23 protein-coding genes are annotated in these 24,345 nt (G+C 39.2%); 7 read left to right on the plus strand and 16 right to left on the minus strand.

Going from position 1 to position 24,345, the window contains the following annotated elements:
• Positions 1-97: 97 nt before the first annotated feature.
• The 10 genes from rplI to ppsA form a co-directional block, all read right to left on the minus strand.
• Positions 98-544, minus strand: a complete 447-nt coding sequence (rplI, locus tag ACIF8R_RS01870) for a 50S ribosomal protein L9 (protein WP_000382591.1) — start codon at positions 542-544, stop codon at positions 98-100.
• A gap of 8 nt (positions 545-552) precedes the next feature.
• The gene (gene rpsR / locus ACIF8R_RS01875) at positions 553-780 is read right to left on the minus strand and encodes a 30S ribosomal protein S18 (RefSeq protein WP_000090661.1); all 228 of its coding nucleotides are present in this window, start codon (positions 778-780) and stop codon (positions 553-555) included.
• Positions 781-791: 11 nt separating this feature from the next.
• Positions 792-1,175, minus strand: coding sequence for a 30S ribosomal protein S6 (gene rpsF / locus ACIF8R_RS01880; protein WP_002049107.1), 384 nt, complete (start codon positions 1,173-1,175; stop codon positions 792-794).
• Positions 1,176-1,357: 182 nt separating this feature from the next.
• Complete coding sequence (cyoE, locus tag ACIF8R_RS01885) at positions 1,358-2,236, minus strand: heme o synthase (RefSeq protein WP_396478713.1); 879 nt, start codon at positions 2,234-2,236, stop codon at positions 1,358-1,360.
• Between the two features lie 10 nt (positions 2,237-2,246).
• Positions 2,247-2,576, minus strand: coding sequence for a cytochrome o ubiquinol oxidase subunit IV (locus tag ACIF8R_RS01890; RefSeq protein ID WP_000094534.1), 330 nt, complete (start codon positions 2,574-2,576; stop codon positions 2,247-2,249).
• Positions 2,576-3,196, minus strand: coding sequence for a cytochrome o ubiquinol oxidase subunit III (gene cyoC, locus ACIF8R_RS01895; protein ID WP_002049203.1), 621 nt, complete (start codon positions 3,194-3,196; stop codon positions 2,576-2,578). The genes ACIF8R_RS01890 and cyoC overlap by 1 nt, the downstream gene beginning before the upstream one ends.
• A 4-nt stretch (positions 3,197-3,200) precedes the next feature.
• A complete protein-coding gene (gene cyoB, locus ACIF8R_RS01900) occupies positions 3,201-5,192 on the minus strand; it encodes a cytochrome o ubiquinol oxidase subunit I (RefSeq protein WP_039251505.1) in 1,992 nt (663 codons plus the stop codon).
• 3 nt (positions 5,193-5,195) lie between these two features.
• A complete protein-coding gene (gene cyoA / locus ACIF8R_RS01905; RefSeq protein ID WP_396478715.1) occupies positions 5,196-6,248 on the minus strand; it encodes a ubiquinol oxidase subunit II in 1,053 nt (350 codons plus the stop codon).
• A 317-nt stretch (positions 6,249-6,565) separates the two neighbouring features.
• Positions 6,566-7,321: an RDD family protein gene (locus ACIF8R_RS01910; RefSeq protein ID WP_396478717.1), complete on the minus strand. Its 756-nt coding sequence runs from the start codon at positions 7,319-7,321 to the stop codon at positions 6,566-6,568.
• Positions 7,322-7,385: 64 nt separating this feature from the next.
• Positions 7,386-9,773 (minus strand): phosphoenolpyruvate synthase, encoded by a 2,388-nt coding sequence (ppsA, locus tag ACIF8R_RS01915; protein WP_263614048.1) that lies wholly within the window; start codon positions 9,771-9,773, stop codon positions 7,386-7,388.
• 147 nt (positions 9,774-9,920) lie between these two features.
• On the opposite strand from ppsA, the gene ACIF8R_RS01920 reads away from it, so the two are divergent.
• From ACIF8R_RS01920 to pgaD, 5 genes are all read left to right on the plus strand, one after another.
• Positions 9,921-10,757, plus strand: a complete 837-nt coding sequence (locus tag ACIF8R_RS01920; protein ID WP_263614047.1) for a pyruvate, water dikinase regulatory protein — start codon at positions 9,921-9,923, stop codon at positions 10,755-10,757.
• 387 nt (positions 10,758-11,144) lie between these two features.
• Complete coding sequence (gene pgaA, locus ACIF8R_RS01925) at positions 11,145-13,583, plus strand: poly-beta-1,6 N-acetyl-D-glucosamine export porin PgaA (protein ID WP_396478719.1); 2,439 nt, start codon at positions 11,145-11,147, stop codon at positions 13,581-13,583.
• Positions 13,583-15,412, plus strand: a complete 1,830-nt coding sequence (gene pgaB, locus ACIF8R_RS01930) for a poly-beta-1,6-N-acetyl-D-glucosamine N-deacetylase PgaB (protein WP_396478721.1) — start codon at positions 13,583-13,585, stop codon at positions 15,410-15,412. Before pgaA ends, pgaB begins: the two co-directional genes overlap by 1 nt.
• On the plus strand, positions 15,412-16,659 hold the full coding sequence (gene pgaC, locus ACIF8R_RS01935; protein WP_343568201.1) for a poly-beta-1,6-N-acetyl-D-glucosamine synthase: 1,248 nt from the start codon (positions 15,412-15,414) through the stop codon (positions 16,657-16,659). The genes pgaB and pgaC overlap by 1 nt, the downstream gene beginning before the upstream one ends.
• The gene (pgaD, locus tag ACIF8R_RS01940; RefSeq protein WP_396478723.1) at positions 16,656-17,120 is read left to right on the plus strand and encodes a poly-beta-1,6-N-acetyl-D-glucosamine biosynthesis protein PgaD; all 465 of its coding nucleotides are present in this window, start codon (positions 16,656-16,658) and stop codon (positions 17,118-17,120) included. The genes pgaC and pgaD overlap by 4 nt, the downstream gene beginning before the upstream one ends.
• 40 nt (positions 17,121-17,160) lie before the next feature.
• Here pgaD and ACIF8R_RS01945 read toward each other — a convergent pair whose 3' ends face one another.
• From ACIF8R_RS01945 to ACIF8R_RS01960, 4 genes are all read right to left on the minus strand, one after another.
• A complete protein-coding gene (locus tag ACIF8R_RS01945; protein WP_396478725.1) occupies positions 17,161-17,724 on the minus strand; it encodes a flavoprotein in 564 nt (187 codons plus the stop codon).
• 147 nt (positions 17,725-17,871) lie between these two features.
• Positions 17,872-18,876 (minus strand): LLM class flavin-dependent oxidoreductase, encoded by a 1,005-nt coding sequence (locus ACIF8R_RS01950; protein WP_396478727.1) that lies wholly within the window; start codon positions 18,874-18,876, stop codon positions 17,872-17,874.
• A gap of 134 nt (positions 18,877-19,010) precedes the next feature.
• The gene (locus ACIF8R_RS01955; protein ID WP_396478729.1) at positions 19,011-19,511 is read right to left on the minus strand and encodes a hypothetical protein; all 501 of its coding nucleotides are present in this window, start codon (positions 19,509-19,511) and stop codon (positions 19,011-19,013) included.
• A gap of 235 nt (positions 19,512-19,746) precedes the next feature.
• Entirely contained in the window at positions 19,747-20,166 is a 420-nt protein-coding gene (locus ACIF8R_RS01960) for a glycine zipper domain-containing protein (protein WP_002049123.1), read from the minus strand.
• Between the two features lie 398 nt (positions 20,167-20,564).
• Here ACIF8R_RS01960 and prfA point away from each other — a divergent pair, with 398 nt between their 5' ends.
• Both prfA and prmC read left to right on the plus strand, forming a co-directional pair.
• Positions 20,565-21,653, plus strand: a complete 1,089-nt coding sequence (gene prfA, locus ACIF8R_RS01965; RefSeq protein WP_002049300.1) for a peptide chain release factor 1 — start codon at positions 20,565-20,567, stop codon at positions 21,651-21,653.
• Positions 21,653-22,468, plus strand: a complete 816-nt coding sequence (gene prmC, locus ACIF8R_RS01970) for a peptide chain release factor N(5)-glutamine methyltransferase (RefSeq protein WP_396478731.1) — start codon at positions 21,653-21,655, stop codon at positions 22,466-22,468. The genes prfA and prmC overlap by 1 nt, the downstream gene beginning before the upstream one ends.
• A gap of 2 nt (positions 22,469-22,470) precedes the next feature.
• Here prmC and ACIF8R_RS01975 read toward each other — a convergent pair whose 3' ends face one another.
• Together ACIF8R_RS01975 and ACIF8R_RS01980 are read right to left on the minus strand one after the other, a co-directional pair.
• Positions 22,471-23,310 carry an ABC transporter permease gene (locus ACIF8R_RS01975; protein WP_396478733.1) on the minus strand — a complete coding sequence of 280 codons (840 nt, stop codon included), beginning with the start codon at positions 23,308-23,310 and terminating at the stop codon, positions 22,471-22,473.
• Positions 23,311-23,313: 3 nt separating this feature from the next.
• Positions 23,314-24,288, minus strand: a complete 975-nt coding sequence (locus ACIF8R_RS01980) for an aliphatic sulfonate ABC transporter substrate-binding protein (protein WP_396478735.1) — start codon at positions 24,286-24,288, stop codon at positions 23,314-23,316.
• Positions 24,289-24,345 lie beyond the last annotated feature (57 nt).

Below are 24,345 nucleotides of genomic sequence, written 5' to 3' on the forward strand. Positions count from 1 at the left end.
GAAGAACTGATCAGGAATTAATATATCTAATTTTATTGCATAAATTTAAGAGATAAAAAAAGAGCATGCGTGAGCATGCTCTTTTTTTGATGAGAAATTACTCAGATACGATAGTAACGAGAACTTCTGCAACAACATCATGATGCAATTGGATTGCGATGTTGAATTCACCAGTGTGACGAAGCGCACCGTTTGGTAAACGAACTTCTGCACGGTCAACTGTAAGACCAGCATTCGTTAACGCGTCAGCGATGTCACGAGTACCGATAGAACCGAAGAGTTTACCTTCGTCACCAGCTTTAGCAGTGATAACGATGTTAACTTCGTTCAATTGTTCAGCACGTGCTTGAGCAGCAGCTAAAACTTCAGCTTCTTGCTTCTCAAGTTCAGCACGACGAGCTTCGAAAGCAGCAGTGTTAGCTTCAGTAGCTGCAACTGCTTTACCTTGAGGGATAAGGAAGTTACGGCCGTAACCAGCTTTAACTGATACTTTATCGCCTAATTTACCAAGGTTCTTAATGCGTTGTAATAAGATAACGTCCACAGATCACCTCACTTATGGTTGTCAGTGTACGGAATCAAAGACAAATAGCGAGCTTGTTTGATAGCAAGTGCTAATTGACGTTGATAACGAGCTTTAGTACCAGTGATACGGCTAGGAACAATCTTGCCGTTTTCAGTGATGTACTGTTTTAAAGTGTCGATATCTTTGTAGTCGATGTACGCAACATTCTCAGCTGTAAAGCGGCAGAACTTGCGACGACGGTAAAAACGTGCCATTGATGTTCTCCTTATTCAGCTTCTTGAGCAACTTGCTGTGCTTCTTCACGTTGAGCTTTACGCGCACGCTTTTCTTCAGCACTCTTAGCAAGCAATGACTCTTCAGTGATTGCGTGTTCACGACGGATGATAAGGTTACGAATGATCGCGTCGTTATAACGGAATAATTCTTCTAACTCATCAAGCGTAGTTTGACCACATTCAACATTCATAAGAATGTAGTGCGCTTTGTGAATTTTGTTAATTGGGTAAGCCAATTGACGACGGCCCCAATCTTCTAAACGGTGAATTTGACCATCAGCTTCTTTGATCTGAGAGATATAGCGTTCAACCATACCTACAACTTGATCGCTTTGGTCTGGATGTACCAAAAGTACGATTTCGTAATGACGCATTGTCAGCTCCTTACGGTTTAAACAGCCCCTAAAAAATTAGAAGCAAGGAGTCATAGCTAAAAATAATAATAGCTACGTCGCAAAAAATGCGAAGGCTGAATTATAGGTAAAAATTAGACTAAAAACAAATCTTTTGATAAGAAATATAAAAAGTTGTTTTTGAGGAGGAAATCCTCCCTTAATTAAAAGAGAGGAAGATTTGGAGCAGGGGATTGATAGGTAAAGCTAAAGCTCAAACTTAACAGGGTAATTAATATGACCGAGTAGAGGAAAAAACGTTTAGCCCATAGTTGGTCGTTTTCGGCTTTAAACCCAATAATCGATAAATAGAACCAGTATGCAGTCAAAGCATTAAAGGTAATTAAAAAGAATACATTGGTATAACCAAAACAATATAACCCATTCAAAACAGCTGCAAATAACAGGATATATATTACACATTCAATTTTTGTACGATAAACAGAACGTGCTACAGGCAAGATTGGAATTCCCGCATTTTTGTAATCATCAAAACGATAAATTGCAATTGCCCAAGAGTGGGGCATTTGCCATAAACCGTATGCTAAAAACAAAAGCAAGGCTGCCACATCAAATTGATGAGTTACTGCTGTATAACCAATAACAGGAGGACTCGCTCCGGAGATACTACCAATAACGGTTTGATGGATTGAGGTACGTTTGGTCCACAAGCTATAAAAACCGACATAGACAACAAAACCAATTACTGCAAACAAAAATGCGTAGCCATTTACACCAAACCACAAAATGCCAAAACCAATTAATCCAAGTACGAATGCATATATAAGCGCAACAGTAGGAGAGATGGTTTTTTTAACAAGTGCGCGGTTTTGAGTGCGCTGCATCTTTGTATCAATATCTTGATCAATAACATTATTGACGACACAACCGGAAGCAACAACTAACGTTGTTCCAATCAGAGTGAGCAATAATAATAAGATGTCTATAGAGCCTTGGGCGGCTAAGAAGAAGCCGCCCAAGGTGGTAATGAAATTACCGAAGAGAATTCCTGGTTTAGTCAGGAATAAATACTTTCTCAACATGACAATCAGTTTAGATCATCATATTGTAGTGAAGGTAATTCATAATCCACACAGAACCGATTAAAAGTACAGCGATACATAGGATTGTGTAGATAAATGCAATCATATTCCAACGTTGTTCAGATGATGTATTCATGTGTAAGAAGTACACAAGCTGTACAAGAACCTGAGCAACGGCAGTAATTGCAATCACTGTAACTAAAAGACCGCGGCTAAAACCACCTGCCATCACCATCCCGAATGGGATGATGGTAAGAATAACAGATAGAATAAAACCTACAGTGTATTGCTTAAAGTTACCGTGTGACGCACCAGCAGCATTATGCTCATGACTACTCATTAGAGAACTCCCAGTAAGTAAACGACGCTGAATACACAGATCCAAACGATGTCAAGGAAGTGCCAGAACAAGCTTAAACAAGCAAGACGACGTGTATTCGGTAAAGTCAAACCTTTAGTTTTGATTTGATACATCAATACTAACATCCACACTAAACCAGAAGTTACGTGGATACCGTGCGTACCAACCAAAGTAAAGAACGATGACAAGAATGCACTGTGAGTTGGACCATGACCTTCCTCTACAAGGTGATGGAATTCATAGAGCTCCATACCGATGAAGGTTGCACCAAAAAGGAATGTAATAAATAACCAAGTGATCACTTGATTTACATTCTTTTTGTAAGATGCAAGTACAGCAAAACCGAATGTTACCGATGAAATCAATAAGGCAAATGTTTCAGTTAACACATAGCCTAATGAGTTATGGAACAGGTCATATGCACTTGGAGTCCCTGCTGGAACATGACTGCTTAATACAGCGAACGCAATGAAGAGTGATCCGAAAAGAATCAAGTCACTCATCAAGTATGTCCAGAAACCAAAGACCGTTAAATCTGTATCATCATGTTCATGATGACCATCGTGGCCATGGTTGTCGTGATGAAGTACTTCAGCCATTTCCTTAGTCCTTCTTCAAGTGTTTTTCAAGTAAAGCATAGCGTTCGTTTTCAATACGCTCAACTTCAGCAGCTGGAACATAGTAATCAACATTCTTAGTGAATGAGCTTACGATCAAGCTAATAACAGCTGAAGCGAATGAAACAACAACGAGCCACCAAATATGCCAGATAAGTGCAAAGCCAAGAAGAGTAATGAACATTGCAATGACAAAACCAGCAGCACGATCAGTCGGCATGTGGATGTCTTCATATTTAGTGTTACGTGCGTATGCTACACCATTTTCTTTGTCAGTCCAGAAACGGTCAACACCGCTTGCATCTGGTTCATGCGCAAAGTTATAGAATGGAGCAGGGGAAGAAGTTGCCCACTCAAGCGTACGAGCATCCCATGGATCGCCTGTAAGGTCCATATTGTCTTTGCGTTGTAAGAAACCAACGATGATTTGCATTAAGAAACATGCAATACCAATAGCAACAAGAACAGCACCAAATAATGCAATCGCAAGGTATGGGTCCCATTCAGGGTTGTCATATGTATTCAAACGACGAGTCATACCCATGAAACCAAGGATATAAAGTGGCATGAATGCAAAATAGAAACCAAAGAACCAGAACCAGAACGCAGCTTTACCCCATGCTTCATTGAGCTTCCAACCAAACATTTTCGGCCAGTAGTAAATGATGCCGGCAAACATACCAAACACCACACCACCGATAATTACGTTATGGAAGTGAGCGATCAAGAATAATGAGTTGTGTACTAAGAAGTCCGCAGGTGGAACAGCCATAAGTACACCAGTTAAACCACCGATACCGAATGTTACAAGGAAGCCAAGCGTCCATAACATTGGAGTAGTAAAGGTGATGCGACCTTTATACATGGTGAATAACCAAGAGAAGATTTTCACACCAGTAGGAATCGCAATAACCATGGTCATGATACCGAAGAACGCGTTAACGTTCGCACCAGCACCCATGGTGAAGAAGTGGTGAAGCCATACAACGAACGCAAGAACAGTAATCGCGATAGTTGCATACACCATAGACTTGTAACCGAACAACGCTTTACGAGAGAAGGTTGCAACGATTTCTGAGTATAGACCAAATGCCGGTAATACCAAGATATATACTTCAGGGTGACCCCATGTCCAGATCAAGTTCACATAAAGCATTGGGCTACCGCCAAGCTCATTTGTGAAGAAATGGAAACCGAAGTAACGGTCGAGAGTAAGCATTGCAAGTGTACCTGTTAATACAGGGAATGATGCAATGATTAATACAGCCGTACAAAGTGAAGTCCACGTGAAAATAGGCATGTCCATTAATTTCATGCCAGGTGCACGCATTTTAATGATGGTAACGAAGAAGTTAACACCAGATAAAAGTGTACCTAGACCAGAAACCTGAAGTGCCCAGATATAGTAGTCAACACCTACACCAGGAGAATATTGAATGCCAGATAGAGGAGGGTAAGCCATCCAACCAGTCGCAGCAAATTCACCTAATACAAGTGAAAGCATCATTAAACCAGCAGCACCAGCGAATAACCAGAAGCTTAAAGAGTTTAATAATGGGAAAGCAACGTCACGAGCACCAATCTGTAAAGGTACAGAGATGTTCATCATACCTACAACGAGACCCATTGCTACGAAGAAGATCATGATTACACCGTGTGCGGTGAAGATCTGGTCATAGTGGTCAGGATGTAAATAACCTTCGCCGCCGCCTTTAGCGAGGAAAAGTTGTAAACGCATCATGATCGCATCGGCGAAACCACGCAAAAGCATGACAACAGATACGATGATATACATGATACCAATTTTCTTATGGTCTACTGTAATAAACCACTCATTCCACAAATATCCCCATTTTTTGAAATAGGTGATACCGCCAAGCACTGCAATTGCACCAATTGCCATAAGGACCATGGTGACAAGTACGATTGGCTCTGTCGGGATAGAGTCCCAACCCAGTTTACCAAAAATCATATCCATGTCTTATTCCCCTTGAGCAGCGTGTTCAGCTGCAGCATGAGTGTCAGCTGTTGCATGTTCAGCAGAGTGGTCAACACCATGATAGTTACTCATATAATGGTTGATAACTGTTTCAAACAGTTTTGGTTCAACTGCAGAGTAATAAGTCACAGGGTGCGGCTTAGTCGGGAACGGTTTCATCGCTTCTGCTTTAGCAAGCGCTTCTTGATCACCAGCAGCTTTAGCACGATTTACTAAATGCTCGATTTGGTGCTTAGAGCGATCGCCATCACGTAAGGTTGCCAATTCAGCTTGGTCAAGCGTAGCTTTTTGAACTGCTTCTGGATTAATGGTTGAACCATTACCTGCTTTAACAGCTGCTACCCATTCGTTGAATTGTTGCTCTGTAACGCTATGCGCTTTGAAACGCATTTGAGAGAAACCATAGCCTGAGTAGTTAGAAGAGAAACCACGATATACACCAGTTTCATTTGCTAACAAATGAAGGTGAGTTTGCATACCTGCCATTGCGTAAATCTGACCGCCTAACTGTGGAATGAAGAATGAGTTCATTGTGAAGTTAGAAGTGATTTTGAAGCTTAACGGAGTTTTTTCTGGGAAACGTACTTCGTTAACAGTCGCAATGTTTTGTTCAGGATAAATAAAAATCCACTTGAACTGTTCAGCAATAACCTGAATAGTTAAAGGTGCTTTATCTGATTCTAAAGGACGGTATGGGTCATACTTGTGGGAACCCCACCAAGTTAACCAAGCTAAAATACCAATAATAATGACAGGGATACCCCATACTACAACTTCAATTGCAGTTGAGTGTGCCCATGTAGGTTTATAGTCTGCATCTTTATTTGACGCACGATATTTCCAACCAAACCATAATGCCATGATGATTGAAGGAATCACCACAAGTAACATTAAATAGATCGCAGTCATCATAAGGTCACTTTGACCTTGACCAACTGGACCTTTAGAGTTTAGAAGTACCATATCACCACCACACCCAGTCAAAAGTGCGGCAAGCGTTGATAAAGACAATACAGCTAAAATCGTTTGTCTCATTTTACAACCTCGGTGAAGAGTCCCATTCCCTAATTAAATATGGGATAGCGATTAAAGTGTCGCATGATTGAGAATGCTAGTCTTAAAAAATTAGACTTCTCAATGATGCGACACCGCTACGTTGTAGGGCATTATGCCTCATATCGACAAACTAAGCTACACATAAAGCAGCTTGAAATAATTGTTTTAAAACCCGATTTTTTTTGTAGGGTATCGAATCGCGATAGAGCTTTTATTTAAATATCAACTCTCTATAGAAAAAAAGGAGGCGGGGTGCCTCCTTTTTTTTAGACATTAAATGAATGAGTCATTCACTATCATTTGATCACTTTTGTTCTTGCAATTTTGTCATGTAGAGCTTGACGCTTTTGACCTAATGCAAAAGCATAGTCAATAATTGTACTAATTGGCATAAACAGTAAGTTTAATATAATGAAAACGATACTTCTGAGTAAGAAGATACGCGTTAAATTAACTTTGCCATTCGTTTCAGCATCGACAATTTTAATTCCGACAATTTTTTTGCCAATGCTTTGTCCAAATTTGGTCAACAAAAATGCTTGAATAGCGAGCATTATTACTACATAGAGTAACATTGTATGCCACGCTTCAATTGGAATAAGTGTAAAAAGCTGCTGTTGAAGTTCAGCTGCTTTAGTTGATGCAACTTCTGCAGACTGCATTTGTTTTTGTAGCTCAAAAAGTTGTTTATATTGAGCTTCGTTAAAGAAAAAAGATGGAATGGCTGCAATAGGTAACCAAAGTAATAAATCAATAATTTTTGCAAGCGCACGAGATGAAATTGAAGCAAGCTCATGTGGTTTAGCTTCAACACGAATTTGCTGAATTGTCTCGTTATAAGGCGTATTTGTATTTGCTGAAAAAGCAGAATAACCCGTAGGTTGATATACAAGTTTACCTTGGGTTAATTCTCCTAAAGCTTTCCATTCTGTCATGCCTTCATGCCAAGCTAAATCAGTGAGTAAAACTTGTTGGCTTGCCAACATTTGATTTAGTTGTTCTAAGGTATAAGGCCCAGCTTGTTGATTATTACGTGCCAAGTAAATTTGCATAAGTAAAAATTCTCTATTCTAAAGATGAAAAAAGACCCACGGATGGGTCTTTTTCTATAACAAATTAGATTTGCTTGATTTTTTCTTCAGCAAGGAAGAACCATGTATCTAAAACTGAGTCAGGGTTTAGAGACACTGATTCAATACCTTGTTCCATTAACCATTTCGCAAGGTCAGGGTGGTCAGATGGTCCTTGACCACAGATACCCACATATTTACCAGCTTTACGACAAGCATGAATTGCCATAGAAAGAAGAGCTTTTACGGCTGCATCACGTTCGTCAAACAAGTGAGAAACAATACCTGAGTCACGGTCAAGACCAAGTGTTAATTGAGTTAAGTCGTTAGAGCCGATAGAGAAACCATCGAAATGTTCAAGGAATTGTTCAGCTAACAATGCGTTAGTTGGTAATTCACACATCATGATAACTTTTAAGCCATTCTCACCACGTTTCAAGCCATTCTGAGCAAGTAACTCAATTACGCGTTTTGCTTCAGATACAGTACGTACGAAAGGAATCATGATTTGGATGTTAGTGAGGCCCATTTCATCACGAACTTTCTTAAGTGCACGGCATTCGAGTTCGAAACAGTCACGGAAGTTGTCCGAAACATAACGGCTTGCACCACGGAAACCAAGCATTGGGTTTTCTTCTTCTGGCTCGTATAACTTACCGCCAATAAGGTTTGCATATTCGTTTGACTTAAAGTCAGACATACGAACAATGACTGGTTTGTCAGCAAAAGCGGCTGCAAGTGTTGCAATACCTTCAACTAGTTTTTCAACATAGAATTCTACAGGTGAGGCATAGCCAGCTGTACGTGTCATTACAGCAGCACGAGTTTCACGAGGTAAGCTTTCAATGTTAAGAAGGGCTTTAGGGTGAACACCGATCATGCGGTTAATAATGAACTCTAAACGAGCAAGACCAATACCTTCGTTTGGAATTTGAGCAAAGTCAAAGGCGCGGTCAGGGTTACCTACGTTCATCATAATTTTGAATGAAAGTTTAGGCATAGACTCAACAGAGTTACGTTGAACTTCAAAGTCTAACGCACCTTCGTAGATGAAACCGGTGTCGCCTTCAGCACAAGAAACAGTAACTTCTTGACCATCAGTCAATACTTCTGTTGCGTTACCACAACCCACAATTGCCGGTACACCAAGTTCACGTGCAATAATTGCAGCGTGACAAGTACGGCCACCACGGTTAGTAATAATAGCAGCAGCACGTTTCATTACTGGTTCCCAATCTGGGTCAGTCATGTCTGATACAAGCACATCACCGTCTTGTACTTTGTCCATTTCTTTAATTGAGTTAACAATACGGACTTTACCAGAACCGATACGTTGACCAATTGAACGGCCTTCACAAAGTACTGTACCTTTTTGCTTGAGAAGGTAACGTTCCATTGTGCCAACATTTTGACGGCTTTTTACAGTTTCAGGACGAGCTTGAACAATATAGATTTGACCATCGTCACCATCTTTTGCCCACTCGATATCCATTGGAGCGCCATAGTGCTGCTCAATAATAAGCGCTTGTTTAGCTAACTCTTGTAATTCGTGGTCATTTAATGCGAACTGTTGACGTTCTTGTTTTTCAACGTCGACAACAACAACAGATTTACCTGCTGAACCTTCTTCACCATAAATCATTTTCTGGTGCTTAGAACCGAGGTTACGGCGTAATACCGCATGTTTGCCCGCATTTAATAATGGTTTAGATAGGTAGAATTCGTCAGGGTTAACGGCACCTTGTACAACCATTTCACCTAAACCGTAAGATGCAGTAATAAATACGACATCACGGAAACCAGACTCGGTATCAAGGGTAAACATTACACCCGCAGCGCCAGTTTCAGAGCGAACCATACGCTGAACACCCGCAGACAATGCGACAACATCATGATCGAAGCCTTGGTGTACACGATAAGAAATAGCACGGTCATTATATAAAGAAGCAAATACTTCTTTAATGGCGATAAGGACGTTATCAATACCGCGAATATTCAAGAAAGTTTCTTGTTGACCCGCGAAAGATGCATCTGGTAAATCTTCAGCAGTTGCAGATGAACGAACGGCAACCGCGATATCAGGGTTGCCGTTAGAAAGTTCTGTAAAAGCGGCGCGAATTTCTTGTTCTAAGGTTGCAGTGAGTGGAGTCTCTACAATCCATTGACGAATTTTAGCGCCTGTTTCTGCAAGTGCATTTACGTCATCAACGTTAAGCTGTGCAAGTTCTGCTTGAATTCGAGCGTTAAGACCGCTTTGGTCTAAGAACTCACGATAGGCCTGAGCAGTAGTTGCAAAACCACCAGGTACCGATACACCAGCATTTGATAAATGGCTGATCATTTCACCCAAAGATGAGTTTTTCCCACCTACGAGTTCGACATCGTGTTTCCCTAATTTTTCTAGACCGATTACGCGCGCTTCCAAAGTTTTCACTCCACTTTTGCAGTATTAATGTCTATCTTGGCATGAAATTATAAAAATAAAGTGCTTAGTTGAGAATTATACTAAGCGACAGTCATGTAAGATCAGTTTACTATAAAGATTATATAGCACTAAGACAAATGTTTAAGGAGAATTTTAATGTCAGAAAGTAAACAGTTTAGACGGAGCGTTTTTTTTATTTCTGATGGAACTGCAATTACTGCCGAGACTCTTGGACATTCGTTATTAGCCCAATTTCCTAATGTGGATTTTGATATTCACATCATGCCTTATATCACAACTGAAGAAGCAGCAATGGCGGTTGTGGTTGAGATTAATAAATGCCAAACCCGAGATGGATGCCTACCATTAGTATTTGATACTTTAGTTGATCCGCATGTGCGAGAAATTATTAATACGGCTAAAGCGGTTAATTTGGATGTGTTTGAAGGATTAATTAGTAAGCTAGAGCAGGAGCTTGGAACACCACCAACGACGCTGGTTGGGCAAACACATGCGGTAACCGATTCAGAATATTATAAAGCTCGTATTGATGCCGTTCATTTCGCGCTTGATAACGATGATGGTGCACGCACCCGCCACTATGACAAAGCCGATTTAATTTTAATTGGCGTGTCTCGTTCTGGAAAAACACCAACTTCCATTTATCTGTCTTTACAGTTTGGTATTCGTGTTGCTAACTATCCTTTAACCGAAGAAGATTTAGATGATAACCGCCTACCAGCGGTATTAAGAGAACATCGTAGTAAGCTTTTTGGTTTAATGATTGATGCGGAACGTTTAGTTGCTATTCGAAGCGAGCGTAAGGCAAATAGTCGATATGCGAGTTTTAGCCAGTGCCAAATGGAATTAAGAGCGATTGAAGGTATTTATATTTCAGAAGGTATTAAATATTTAAATGTCACTGAAATGTCAATTGAGGAAATCTCTACTCGTATTTTACAAATGACTGGTTTAAAACGTCGTATCGGTTAATTAAATCAATTATTTATTTTAACCATTCAATTCGAATACTATTAATGTAATCGGATTGAATGGTTTTAAAATTTATGAACATATTAAAAATAAAAGTTTTAAATATAAAACGCTAAGTTAATAAATGGTTTCTAATTAGTTATCAGCACGTAAACTTTTTACATGGGGTTTGTGAATTAAAATAAGCTTTTTGAAAAGAAATGTATGTATTTGATATTGGTTAAAAATCCTAATTATTTATTTTTACTAAATATTTATTAAAAAAATTAACTTAATTCATAAAAAATAAAAAATGTTAAATAGATCACATTATTTTGTGTTTGTGTGACTTAATTTTTATATGTCCTATAATTTTCCATCTCGATATGGGACTATCCGATTATCAAAATGCTAAAAAAATGTGTTTTTTCATTGGTATATCTCTTGCCAATTCATTTATACGCAGCTCAAGTTGACATATTGCGTGAGCAAGCTATTCAAAATTATAGAGCAGGGCAAACTCAACAAGCTGTTTCTCAACTAGATCAATTGTTAAAACATTATCCATATGATCAAAAACTGCTTGCTGATTATTTAGTTATTATGTCAAGTGAAAAAAGAGACCTGACGAATTTTACAGAGTTTTTGGCAAATGTGAATTATGTGAATTTTCCAGAATATGCACAGTTACCTTTAATTCAAAATTTTCGTGATTTTAAACACTTTAAAACTGCAATTGATTGGTCAAATAAATTCAATATTCAAAAGTCAGTCGATGGACGTATTTTATTATCAGTTTTATATGCTGAAGCTCAAGATACGGCAAACGCGAAAACTCAGTTATCGAATATCAATATTAACGGTTTAAAAGCTGATCAGCTGGTGCGAATTGCATATGCTTACCGTTTGATAAATTTACCCGTAGACGCTTTAGCTACAGTTGAGCGTGCTTATCAGCAACAACCAAAGTCGTCAGCTGTTTTGCAAGAGTATGTTTATGATTTGGTTGCTATTGGAGCATATCAAAAAGCTCAGCAATTACTCCAAGCAAGCGAAAAAAATCAGCAAACTGAGCAATTACAACAAACTTTACAAGTCAGTGAATTTTCTCAGCATGTCAATAATGCAATTGCTCGCTATAAATATTTAAATCGTCAAGGTTTATCAGATGCAGAAAGCTTTGCTGAGTTAGATAGCGTGTTGGAACAAGGGCAAAAGATACAACAGCAGATGAAACCTGATGACCCTAACTATTTAAGGTTTCATTATGATTATTTATATGCATTAGATTTCAGAGGACGAGCGAAAGCAGTTTTAGAGAATTTTACTCAATTAAATATTTCGCTTGAAAAATTACCTGCATATGTACGTCATGCAATTGCCGATAGTTATTTGGCTGAACAAAAACCGAAGCAAGCTGAACTTGCTTATAAGACGCTTTTAACCGAAAAAAATTATCCGGATATGATCGTCTATAGCGGTTTGTATTATTCTTATATTGAACAAGAAAAATATAAGGAAGCTGAACAGCTTTTAGCAAAAGTTGATCTCCTTATTCCGACTTATAAATATAGTCAGGCAAAAGGTGTAGATAAAACTAGCCATCCTGACCGAGACGATTATATTGCTTTAAAAGGGATGCATTTAGCTTATGCCAATCATTTAGATCAAGCTGAAAAACACTTTCAAAAAACAGTAGAGCAGGCACCTGCAAATGAGAGTTTAATTAATAACCTTGCCCGTGTGGAGCGGTGGAGGGAAAAGCCTCTAGAAGCAAAAAAAACAATTTCTCGTTTAAATGGTATAGATCCGATTGCTAAAGACACTCGCATTAATGAAATGCAAAATGCTCAGGCTTTAGGTGATATCCAGACATGGCGTAAAACAACGCAAAACTTAGTACAGTTTTATCCTGATGATAGTGGCGTTATTAAAAGCCGCAAAGAGTTGGATGATCGTAATAGAGCTACGATTTCACATTCAACAACTTGGGGCCAAAGTAAAGCTAATAATAGCGATTCTGTAAGTGGACAAAACGGTTTAAAAGACCGTGAGATGGAAACTCGCCTTAATAGTCCGTGGATAAAAGATAATTATCGTTTATTCGCTTGGCATCAAGATCGTTATGGCGAATACAATTTTGGTGATGTCCATAACCAGCGCTATGGTGTTGGGGCCGAGTGGCAAGCCAATCGTAAGGCATTGTCGGCGATCTTGTCGCAAAGTACAGATGGCGGACAAGCTGGTGTTCGTCTTGATTGGTCACAGTGGCTAAATGATCACTGGCAGTATCAATTGCAATATAACAGTCAGGCTGACATTCCTCTACAAGCGATTGATGCAGGAGAAGATGGTCAATCTTACCGAGCTGCATTGACATGGCAAAAGGATGAATCACGTCAAATTGGCGCAAGTTACGGTTTGACTGATATTAGTGATGGCAATAAACAACAAGAATTTTCAACTTTTTGGCGTGAAAGACTATTTGCAGCGCCGCATTACATTACTTATGGCACTGTCCGTGGTTTTTACGGCAGTAATAGCCAAGATCAAACCGCTTACTTTAGCCCAAGCAACCATTACAGTGCTGAGTTGAATTTAAGCCATGACTGGGTCACTTGGCGTGAATATGAGCGTTCATTTAAACAGCATTTCGAGGCTGGGGTGGGCCTTTATAAACAAGCCGATTATTCCACTAAGCCAACCTATTCTTTGCAATATCAACATCAATGGCAGCTATCACGTACATGGCAACTCAATTATGGAATTGGCTGGCAATACCATCCTTACGATGGACATGCTGAACAGCATACCTATGGTATTTTCGGATTTGAAGGGCGTTTTTAATGAATAATTTATTTTCGAAAGTGTTGGGCTGTGCTTTGGCTTCGACATTGTTACCTCTGCAATTTGCATATGCCCAAATAGAAAAAGATTTACCAAAAAATCGCACGGTTTCTTTAACTTTTCATGACGTCAGAGATGATGTTTTAAAAGAGGGTGATCGGGATATTTATGCAATTCAAACTAAAAATTTAGCACAATTCTTTGACTGGCTCAGTCAATCTGACTGGAAGCCAATACGTCTGAAAGATATTGAAGATGCTCGTAAGCAAGGCAAAGAGCTACCTCATAATGCCATTTTGTTAACCTTTGATGATGGTGCATTAAGTAGCTACAGTCGTATATTTCCACTGCTTAAGCAATATCAGATTCCGGCAGTTTTTGCACTCCCAACCAGTTGGCTAAATGGTAATACAAAAGCTGGCTATGAAGCCTATGGACAAGGGAACTTGGTCAATTGGAAGCAAGTACGAGAAATGCAGGCTTCTGGCTTAGCTGAGTTTGCAAGCCATAGTGATGATTTACATCATGGTGTGCTTGCTAACCCTCAAGGGAATGAACAACCCGCAGCAACTTCTTATATGTATTTAAAATCGCAGGCGCGTTATGAAACGGACGCGGAATATCAACAACGTATTTTGAATGATTTAAAAAAATCTCATGATGTCTTAAAAAAAGAATTAGGTGTAGAGCCGAAAGCGATTGTATGGCCGTATGGTGCGGTAAATCAGCAGTTAGAAAAGCTAGCTCAACAAGCAGGTTTCATTTTTTCTTTTAGTCTTGGACGTGATGGAATAAATCAGATTAATGATCTGACCTTTAAGCGTAGTCTTATGGTCGGCAACTCTACAGCTGAACAGTTGACTGAGACATTGCTTAACATTTTGAACTCGGCAGAGAAAGATCTATATAAGCAGCCAAAACATTTTGTAAGTATGGACTTAAAGCAATTAGCTGCTTCAAGCAATACTCAGTCAGATGAAAAATTAGGATTATTGTTATCCAAACTTTATAGCTTAAAAAACAATACGCTGATATTGAAGCCGTTAGATGACCAAGATGGAGATGGGCAATATGAGGTTGCTTATTTCCCAACAACTCAAATGCCAGTTAAGCAAGATATTTTGAACCGTAGTTTATGGCAGGCACAAACTCGTGCAGGTCAGGCGGTTATTTTAGAACTACCTATTTATCCTCAAAAAAATAAACCATTTTTGGTGGCAGATTTAGCTAAAGATATTGCGCGTTTTAATAGCAATTTAAGTGGTATTCAGCTTAATGCCGGAACTGCTTTAAATTGTGCAATGCAAAACACAACGCTGAACGAAAGCAACTGTGTTGAACAAGTAAAGCAATTATCACAACTGAGTCAACTGACTCAAAAAGCTGCAAAGCCTTATTTGAATATGAGTAATCAGGCCCAGTTTAGTTTGTTGCTGACACCAGAGTTAGAGCACATTGAACAGTTACCAGTGCTTTTAAAATCACTCTTAACCCAACATGATTTAGTGAACCTAAAATTTAATATGGTGGGTAAGCAAAAACAATTTAAACAAGCCTTAGAACTTTTAAATACTCTTGATGCCAAATACAAACAACGAATTATGCTGACATTAACATTGCCAGAAAATGACCAGAGAAATGCTTGGCAAGAAGTAAAACAAGGTCTTTTCGATATTCAGCGCATAGGTATTCAGAAATTTGGTGTTGAGGGCTATAACACTGAAAATGCAAAAAATGTTCATGAGTATTTATATAACCCAATGAGCTTGAATTCGAGTTCGGTGATGTATCAGCCCTTTGCAGGTTTAGCAACGGAGGGGAAAAAGTAATGAGAGTATTACTCGATATTCTATTTGCTTTTGCCTTTTTATATCCTCTGCTTATGGCTTGGACATGGATGGTAGGTGGCCTTTGGTTTTTCTTTAAACGGGAATATCATGAGCAACAGTTACCTGAGCCGTCAGGTGAAGGGTGCAGTATTATTATTCCTTGCTTTAATGAAGAAGCCCAAGTACGGCAAACCATTCGTTATGCCTTGCAAACAAAATATCCAAATTTTGAAGTCATTGCTGTAAATGATGGTAGTAGTGACAGAACTGCAGAAATTCTTGATGAGTTAGCAGCACAAGATGCTCGTCTGAGGGTCGTTCACTTAGCAGAAAACCAAGGTAAGGCAGTCGCTTTAAGATCGGGAGTATTGGTCAGTAAATACGAATATTTAGTTTGTATTGATGGGGATGCTTTACTACATCCTCATGCTGTACTTTGGCTCATGCAGCCATTTCTAAAATTTCCGCGTATTGGGGCTGTCACTGGTAACCCTAGAATTTTAAATCGCTCAAGTATTTTAGGAAAATTACAGGTTGGGGAGTTCTCTTCAATTATTGGATTAATTAAACGTGCGCAGCGAACATATGGCCGTATTTTTACAGTATCTGGGGTAATTGTAGCGTTTAGAAAAACCGCTTTGGTTCGTGTCGGTTTTTGGTCTGATGACAAAATTACTGAAGATATTGATATCTCTTGGAAACTTCAAATGGACCATTGGGATATTCAATATATTCCTCAAGCTCTTTGTTATATCTATATGCCTGAAACTTTTAAAGGACTTTGGAAACAGCGGTTACGCTGGGCACAAGGTGGGGTAGAAGTCTTATTAGAATATATTCCTAAAATGTTCAAAGTTCGCTTGCGCCGTATGTGGCCAGTCATGCTTGAAGCTTTAGTCAGTATTGTTTGGTCATATGTGATGATATTTATTTTCTTACTTTTCTTGATTGGGCTGTTTATTGACTTGCCTCAACAATGGCAGATCAACTCTCTAATGCCACAGTGGTATGGCGTGATATTAGGTGGAACATGTCTCATCCAATTTTTAGTCAGTTTATGGATCGATCATCGTTATGACCGTGGGCGTCTTTTTAGAAATTACTTTTGGGTAATTTGGTATCCATTGTTTTTCTGGCTACTAACGTTATTTACCAGCGTGGTTGCGGTACCTAAAACTATATTTAACACGAAAAAACGTGCTCGCTGGGTAAGTCCCGATCGAGGCTTCCGTGGAGATAATTCATGAAAAATGAAGAAAATACTGACGTAGAAGTTTTAGATATACCTGAATATATTGATCAGCCTGACTATGTAAAAAATAAGACAGCGAACTATACCTTGCAAACAATAGGTTGGTTTTGTTTAATGTGGCTGCTTTTTCCGCTAGCTTCTTTATTTTTGTGGTTTTTTGAAGGACATCTTATTTATGACTATGTGTGGGTAGATCATATTTCGGAAGTGAAAACCTTATTACATTTACTCCTTTTAATTGGTCTAAGTGCTTTAGTTTTAATTTTGTGGGCGAGTTATAACTGGCTTAGATTTCATGGCGATGACCGTCGTAGTAAAGCTCCGAATAGTTCTGTTGAGTTATTGGCTTCACAATTTATGGTAAATACAGAATCTTTATCAGAATTACAAAATGCACAACGTGTGGTCTTACATTACGATGATCAGGGCCATTTAAAACAGTATGATTTGAAATGAGTGAAAAAAGCATGGTCGATCAACCATGCTTTTTTTATTTTTAAGATGTTGTTCTAATAATGATATCAACAGGATGTTGAGTACCATCCATACTATAAATAGCGGTTTGGGTAACTTTGATAATTGGCCAAGTCTGCAATTTGCAATTTGATCTTTGCAAGGCCGAATAGTAGCTATCAGATTTAAAAAATGTTTTATTGGCTTGTGCTGTATTAGGCATTAAAAGTCGTCTCAGCCATGTTTCATTTACTTGAGTTTCAAGAAAACGCAGAGCTAAGATACTTTTAACACGATTGTTAAATAACCTCCGGTTTTTGGCAATAAGCGGGTGGGTAATGAGGCGATGTATGCCGATTTGACTATGGGGCAAAATAAAATGTGGTGTAATTTGAAATACAGTTACAAATTTTACTTGTTGGCAAATTTTTTCTAAGTGCGTGACAGTTTCCTGATCTGTTCCAATAATCGCTACATTTAAATTAGAAAAATCATATGCTTTGATTGTATTTGATAAAAGAATTTGCCCAGTAAAGGCGTCAAAATCCTGAACTGCATTTTGAAAAGTAGCTGATTTGGCAACATTATTTTTAAGTTCAATACTCATTTTCTAAAAGTCCTTTTGGTTTTCATTTATGATGATTTTTTATCGTTTTAATATAAATAACCAAGCAAGTAGTTTGGGTAAAGTATTTTCAGATAGGTGGTTATCTCATGCTTGAAACTGATTCAAGCATGAGACTTTGTGTATATATTAATTGTTTGATTTTAATTGCATTAATTGAGTGAAGCTGTCTAAACGTTTATTTGTATCATAGACATCACAAGTAAAAATAAACTCATCGACTTCATATGTAGCCAAAAGCTTTTCTAAACCTGAACGTACTGTTTCAGCTGAACCGATTTGAGCCATCGTATAGAAATTTTCAACAGAAAGCTGTTCTGCTGTGTTCCATAGTCCTTGCATTGATGTAACTGGCGGTTTGAGTTTCAAACTTTCACCACGAATTAATCCTAAAACACGTTGGTATGCGCTTGTTGCTAGGAACTGAGCTTCTTCATCTGTATTAGCAACCACAACAGGAACACCCATTGAAACATAAGGCTTGTCCAAATATTCAGAAGGTTCGAAATTTTCACGATAAAGTTCGATCGCTTGACCAAGCATGCGTGGTGCAAAATGCGATGCAAATGAATAGGGTAATCCTAGTTTCGCAGCCAATTGCGCGCTAAATAAGCTTGAACCCAATAACCAGACAGGTACATGAGTATTTTGTCCTGGAGTGGCAATAATTCTTTGGCCGGGTTGAGGCGCTTTAAAATATTGCAAAATCTCAACAACATCTCTTGGGAACTGGTCTTCCGTTTCCTGATGCCCGCGACGTAAGGCACGCATAGTGACCTGATCTGTACCCGGAGCACGACCTAAACCTAGCTCAATACGATTTGGATATAAGGTTGCTAATGTACCGAATTGTTCTGCAACCACTAACGGTGCATGGTTTGGTAGCATGATACCACCTGAACCTAAACGAATGCGTTGGGTATGAGCCGCGATAAAGCCAAGTAAAACAGCGGTTGCTGAACTCGCAATTCCATCCATATTATGATGTTCTGCAAGCCAAAAACGGTCATAACCTAATTTTTCTGCATGTTGGGCGAGCTCTAATGCATGACGTAATGAAAACTCGATTGTTTTATCATCACGTATAGGAGCAAGCTCCAAAATTGAAAATTTGGTGTCTTGAAGTGATCGCATGCGATATTCTCAAAAAACGTTATATCGAAATAATACGATATAAATGGAGTGATGTATATCGGTTTTTTTCGATATAAATTTTACTCCCAAATTAAAAAGCACCGCTAGGGTGCTTTTTAATATCTGTATACCAATTAGTGGTGTTTATACCAACCACGGTGTAAGCCATTATCATGACGATAATAAGCACGATCATCACGATCATAGCGACGATCGTAACGGCGGTCGTCACGATCATAACGACGGTCATAACGGTCATCATAGTTACGGTCTTGACCAACTTTACGACCTAAAGCAGAACCACCAGCTGCACCTACTGCTGCACCGATGTATCCACCGTTTGTACCACCCATGTTTTTACCAACGGTATAACCAGCACCACCGCCTAAGGCACCACCAATAGCAGCTTCTGTACGGTTACGACGGTCACTTGCTGCAGCCGCACCACCAGCACCACCTAAAGCAGCACCAATTGTTGCGCCAGATGTACCACCGATACTTTTACCAATTGCTGTACCTACTACACTACCTAGAGCAGAAGTTGCCGCTACACGGGTACCATTATCTGCATGTGCAACTGACACCATAGAGGTTGTTGCGATTAATGCACTTGCTAACCAAATATTCATTTTCATTTTGGAACTCCATGCTCATTTTGCTGAAGAGCAATCTTTATATCTTGAGCTAAATGTAATTAAAAATTTCGTGAAAATTATGGAGAAGGGCCATGCTGATACGATAGTTTTGTGTCTGCTTTGTATGGTTTATATTAAGATGTGAATAAATCATGAACGATATATCGGGGGATGGCAAAATTTTGACTATAAAAAAACACCCGAAGGTGTTTTTAAATCTATGTCTTCACTGTGATTAGTGGTGATGACGGTGTTTTTTCTTCCAGTGTTTAGAAGATCGATCATAATCGCGGTCTTTAGAAATTTTATTACCTAAAGCACCACCACCTGCCGCACCTAAAGCAGCACCGATGTATCCACCGTTTGTACCACCCATGCTTTTACCAACAGTATAGCCAGCACCACCGCCTAAACCACCGCCAATTGCAGATTCTGTACGGTGACGACGATCACTTGCAACTGCTGCACCACCAGCACCACCTAAAGCAGCACCAATTGTTGCGCCAGATGTACCACCCATGCTTTTACCAATTGCAGTACCAGCAACACTACCTAAAGCAGAAGCAGCTGCTACGTGAGTTGTGTTGTCTGCATGTGCTACAGTCATCATAGAAGTAGCTAAAACAGCACTACATAACAAAGTATTTAATTTCATCATTTACTCCATGTCCCAAGTTGCAGGACCTTATATCTTTCGTTACGGCAAATGTAACAAAACACTTCTCTTCAAATGTGGAGAACCATCACTCGATTATTAGAGTTTAGTGTCTTCTTTGTATGCTTTCTATTAAAAAAGGATGGAAAACCATCAATCTTATCTAAAAACTGAACAATAAAAATTAGTGAACGTAAGTCATAAGTGTTTGAGAAGGACAATATATAATTTAATAGGTTTACAGATGAAAAGAAGGTCTTTTTAAAGTTCAGGAATTAAAGGATTACATATGTCATTTAATCAGCATAATCTGTAAACTATGCGCTATTTTTATGATTTGGCTTATCTTCTTATATTTATCTAGATAAGTTTTTTGGACTTTTGAGATATTTCCTCTTATGAAAGCGTCACTCCGTTTACGACTTGATCAACTCTGTGATCGTCATGAAGAACTTACCGCATTGCTTGCAGATGCAGAAGTGATTTCCGATAACAAACGTTTCCGTAAACTGTCTCGTGAACATAGTGATTTAACTGAAATTACAGAAGTTTGGGGCAAATACCGTCAAGCAGAAGAAGACATTGAAACTGCTGAAATGATGAAGTCAGACCCTGACTTTAAAGATATGGCAGAAGAAGAAATTCAAGCGAATAAAGCATTGCTTGAAGAACTAGAAAGCCAGCTCAATATCTTGATGATTCCAAAAGATCCAAATGACTCTAATGCTGCGTATTTAGAAATTCGTGCCGGAACGGGCGGTGATGAAGCTGCAATTTTCTCAGGCGATTTGTTCCGTATGTACAGCAAATATGCCGAGACACAAGGCTGGCGTATTGAAGTCCTTTCTGAAAATGAAGGTGAGCATGGTGGCTTTAAAGAAGTTATTTGCCGTGTAGATGGTGATGGTGTGTATGGCCGCTTGAAGTTTGAAAGTGGTGCTCACCGTGTACAACGTGTGCCAGCCACTGAATCACAAGGTCGTGTACATACCTCAGCTTGTACGGTAGCGATCTTGCCTGAAATTGATGTTGATACTAACGTTGAAATTAACCCGGCAGATTTACGTATTGATACTTACCGTGCGTCAGGTGCGGGTGGTCAGCACATTAACAAAACCGATTCGGCAGTGCGTATTACTCACATTCCAACGGGTACAGTCGTTGAGTGTCAAGAAGAACGTTCACAGCATAAAAACAAAGCTAAAGCGATGGCCTTGTTAGTATCACGTTTAGAAAATGCAAAACGTGCAGCCGCTGATGCAGCAACTTCTGAAATGCGCCGTGATTTAGTGGGTTCTGGTGACCGTTCTGAACGTATCCGTACGTATAATTACCCACAAGGTCGTATGACAGATCACCGTATTAACCTAACTTTATATAAGTTAGACGCGATTATGGAGGGTGATTTAACTGAATTGCTTGATAGCTTACATCGTGAATATCAGGCAGATCAGCTTGCAATGCTTGCACAGGAAAATGGCGGCTAATGAATATTGCTCAAGCGCTTGCAATTCGTGGTGAGCCTGATAGTTATGAACGACAAGAAAATGCTTGGTTGCTTGAGCATTTTCTAAAAATCAATTCGCTTGAATTGAAGTTTAGACTTGAGCAAGAGTTAACGGCTCAGCAAGAGCAAGACTACTTGGCTGGTCTTGAACGTATCCAAAATGGTGAACCTTTAGCCTATGTAACGGGTTCACAGCCATTTTGGACGCTCGATTTAAAAGTAACATCTGATACTTTAGTACCTCGTCCGGATACTGAGGTTTTGGTTGAAACTGTTTTAAATCTAAATTTGCCAAATAATGCAAATATTGTTGATTTAGGAACGGGGACAGGTGCTATTGCGCTTGCATTAGCGAGTGAACGTCCAGATTGGCAGGTAACAGCAACTGATATTTATGCGCGTACTTTAGATGTCGCAAAAGAAAATGCACAAGCTCATAATTTACAACGTGTGAAATTCGCTTGCGGCGCTTGGTTTGAAGCACTAGAACCCCAACAATTTGATTTAATTGTTTCTAATCCGCCTTACATTGACCCTGAAGATGAACACATGCAAGCTTTGGCAACAGAGCCGCGCCGTGCATTGGTTGCAGATCATCATGGGTTAGCCGATATTGAAATTATTATTGCTCAAGGCAAAAACTGGTTAAAACCGCAAGGCTGGATTGCACTAGAGCATGGGTACGATCAGGGACAAGCTGTGCGAAATGTATTTGCTGAGCATGGTTTTAGTGAGATAAAAACTATTCAAGACTATGGCCAAAATGATCGAGTCACTTTGGCATGTTGGATTTAAAGTTATTTTTGTAGCGTATCACGCCAACGTAACAACCAGTTTTCTATAAGTTTCATTAAGGTATCGGTTACTTTACCTAGCAACGCCACTAAAATAATTGCAATGATAACAATATCTGGTCGAGACGTTTCTCGGCCATCACTGAGTAAATAGCCAATCCCTTGTGTGGCCGCAATCAGTTCAGCTGCAATCATAAACATCCACGATAAGCTTAAGCTGTTACGTAAACCCGTTAAAATGCCTGGAGAGGCTGCTGGTAAAATAATAGATATAATTCGCTGAAAAGCATTAAGCCGATAAACTTTCCCAACTTCAATGAGCTTTCTATCTACATTATGGATTGCTGCAACTGTATTGGTATAGGTTGGAAAAAATGCTCCGATTGCAATAAGCGTAATTTTCGAGCCTTCGTCAATTCCTAACCAAAGTAATAACAATGGAATCCACGCAAGACTCGGGATCGACTTAATTGCTGAAAAGGTCGGTTCTAAATAAGCTTCTGCTTCTTTACTTAATCCCACCCAAATCGCAAAAATTAAACCTAAACCACTTCCTATAATAAAACCCAATAGAACACGCCATGTACTAATATAAATATGGGCAAATAGGTCGCTATGAGCTAAATCTAAAAAAGATTGCCATAAACTAGTCGGTGCAGGGAGTAGATAAGCATCGATATAGCCATTTCTGACTAAAAACTCACAAGCCCCCAAAAAGATGAGTGGAATGAGTAGCGCTTTAAACCAACGTGTAAATTTATGGTTTAAATGCTTTTTCTGCGATTTTAAAGCCTGCTGAGCTAAGAAATGATTTAGCTCAGCTTTGTTAAGTGAATCACTCATATACTATTTCACGACTTTTTGAGCAAAACGTGGGTCTAACAACTGATCAACGACTTGATTGACATTGGTGCCTTTTCTAACCAAGTCTTCTTCTGTCAAAATTTTCCCAGAACGTTTTAGTGCTTGTGCTTGAGTTGCCGATGGAATGCTTTGATCGAAGTTGGTTCGGCTCAATTGTAGCTTAGCCACAGGTAGAGGGAGTTTTGATTCTTGAGCTAAAAGTGCTGCCACTTTATCTGGATTGGCTTTTGCCCATTTTCGGGCTTGTTCGTAGGCTTTAATAACGGCTTCTACCGCTTCAGGGCTTTGCTTTGCAAAGTCTTCTTTAACACTCAGTACGCTATAACTATTAAATGCCACATTACGATAAAGTAATTTCGCACCCGATTGAATTTGAGCTGAAGCCATTAAAGGATCAAGTCCAGCCCAAGCATCTACTTGACCGCGTTCTAATGCAGTTTTTCCATCGGGGTGCTGTAAATGAACCAGCTGTACATCGCGTTTACTCAAGCCTACTGTGTCTAGTGCTTGTAGTGTAAATAAGAATGGATCTGTGCCTTTGGTGGCTGCAATTTGCTTACCTTTTAAGTCTTTTAGACTTTTAATTGGTGAGTCTTTTGCAACAACAAGGGCGGTCCATTCCGGTTGGCTTTGTACATATACAGTTTTAATTGGGCTACCATTTGCTCGACTTAATACAGCTGCTAATCCAGCGGTAGAAGCAAAATCGATGCTGTTACTATTGAGATATTCTAATGAACGATTGCTGCCTTGACTAAAAACCCATTTAATTTGAGTATTTGGGAATGCTTTCTCAAGAAGTTTTTGATCTTTGACGACTAAACTGGTTGGAGCATAATAGGCATAGTCGAGTTTAAGAGTAGTCGGAATTGCAGCGAAAGTAGATGAAGCAAATACAAACCCCAATGTTGATGCCAACAAAGTCTTTGGTACAGAAAATTTTGATTTTAAAGACATGATAAAAATAAAACCAAAATGAAATAATTGATCATCCTTTCATGTGTTTAGTGGCTT

It is taken from the genome of Acinetobacter sp. ABJ_C4_1 (genome assembly GCF_044538495.1).
Lineage (GTDB): Bacteria > Pseudomonadota > Gammaproteobacteria > Pseudomonadales > Moraxellaceae > Acinetobacter > Acinetobacter nosocomialis_A.

Bases quoted from the DNA above. Each gene is read 5' to 3' on its own strand.
- rpsR (WP_000090661.1), bottom strand. From the start codon at position 780: ATGGCACGTTTTTACCGTCGTCGCAAGTTCTGCCGCTTTACAGCTGAG.
- rpsF (WP_002049107.1), bottom strand. From the start codon at position 1,175: ATGCGTCATTACGAAATCGTACTTTTGGTACATCCAGACCAAAGCGAT.
- cyoE (WP_396478713.1), bottom strand. From the start codon at position 2,236: ATGTTGAGAAAGTATTTATTCCTGACTAAACCAGGAATTCTCTTCGGT.
- ACIF8R_RS01890 (WP_000094534.1), bottom strand. From the start codon at position 2,576: ATGAGTAGTCATGAGCATAATGCTGCTGGTGCGTCACACGGTAACTTT.
- cyoC (WP_002049203.1), bottom strand. From the start codon at position 3,196: ATGGCTGAAGTACTTCATCACGACAACCATGGCCACGATGGTCATCAT.
- cyoB (WP_039251505.1), bottom strand. From the start codon at position 5,192: ATGGATATGATTTTTGGTAAACTGGGTTGGGACTCTATCCCGACAGAG.
- cyoA (WP_396478715.1), bottom strand. From the start codon at position 6,248: ATGAGACAAACGATTTTAGCTGTATTGTCTTTATCAACGCTTGCCGCA.
- ACIF8R_RS01910 (WP_396478717.1), bottom strand. From the start codon at position 7,321: ATGCAAATTTACTTGGCACGTAATAATCAACAAGCTGGGCCTTATACC.
- ACIF8R_RS01920 (WP_263614047.1), top strand. From the start codon at position 9,921: ATGTCAGAAAGTAAACAGTTTAGACGGAGCGTTTTTTTTATTTCTGAT.
- pgaA (WP_396478719.1), top strand. From the start codon at position 11,145: ATGCTAAAAAAATGTGTTTTTTCATTGGTATATCTCTTGCCAATTCAT.
- pgaB (WP_396478721.1), top strand. From the start codon at position 13,583: ATGAATAATTTATTTTCGAAAGTGTTGGGCTGTGCTTTGGCTTCGACA.
- pgaC (WP_343568201.1), top strand. From the start codon at position 15,412: ATGAGAGTATTACTCGATATTCTATTTGCTTTTGCCTTTTTATATCCT.
- pgaD (WP_396478723.1), top strand. From the start codon at position 16,656: ATGAAAAATGAAGAAAATACTGACGTAGAAGTTTTAGATATACCTGAA.
- ACIF8R_RS01945 (WP_396478725.1), bottom strand. From the start codon at position 17,724: ATGAGTATTGAACTTAAAAATAATGTTGCCAAATCAGCTACTTTTCAA.
- ACIF8R_RS01950 (WP_396478727.1), bottom strand. From the start codon at position 18,876: ATGCGATCACTTCAAGACACCAAATTTTCAATTTTGGAGCTTGCTCCT.
- ACIF8R_RS01955 (WP_396478729.1), bottom strand. From the start codon at position 19,511: ATGAAAATGAATATTTGGTTAGCAAGTGCATTAATCGCAACAACCTCT.
- ACIF8R_RS01960 (WP_002049123.1), bottom strand. From the start codon at position 20,166: ATGAAATTAAATACTTTGTTATGTAGTGCTGTTTTAGCTACTTCTATG.
- prfA (WP_002049300.1), top strand. From the start codon at position 20,565: ATGAAAGCGTCACTCCGTTTACGACTTGATCAACTCTGTGATCGTCAT.
- prmC (WP_396478731.1), top strand. From the start codon at position 21,653: ATGAATATTGCTCAAGCGCTTGCAATTCGTGGTGAGCCTGATAGTTAT.
- ACIF8R_RS01975 (WP_396478733.1), bottom strand. From the start codon at position 23,310: ATGAGTGATTCACTTAACAAAGCTGAGCTAAATCATTTCTTAGCTCAG.
- ACIF8R_RS01980 (WP_396478735.1), bottom strand. From the start codon at position 24,288: ATGTCTTTAAAATCAAAATTTTCTGTACCAAAGACTTTGTTGGCATCA.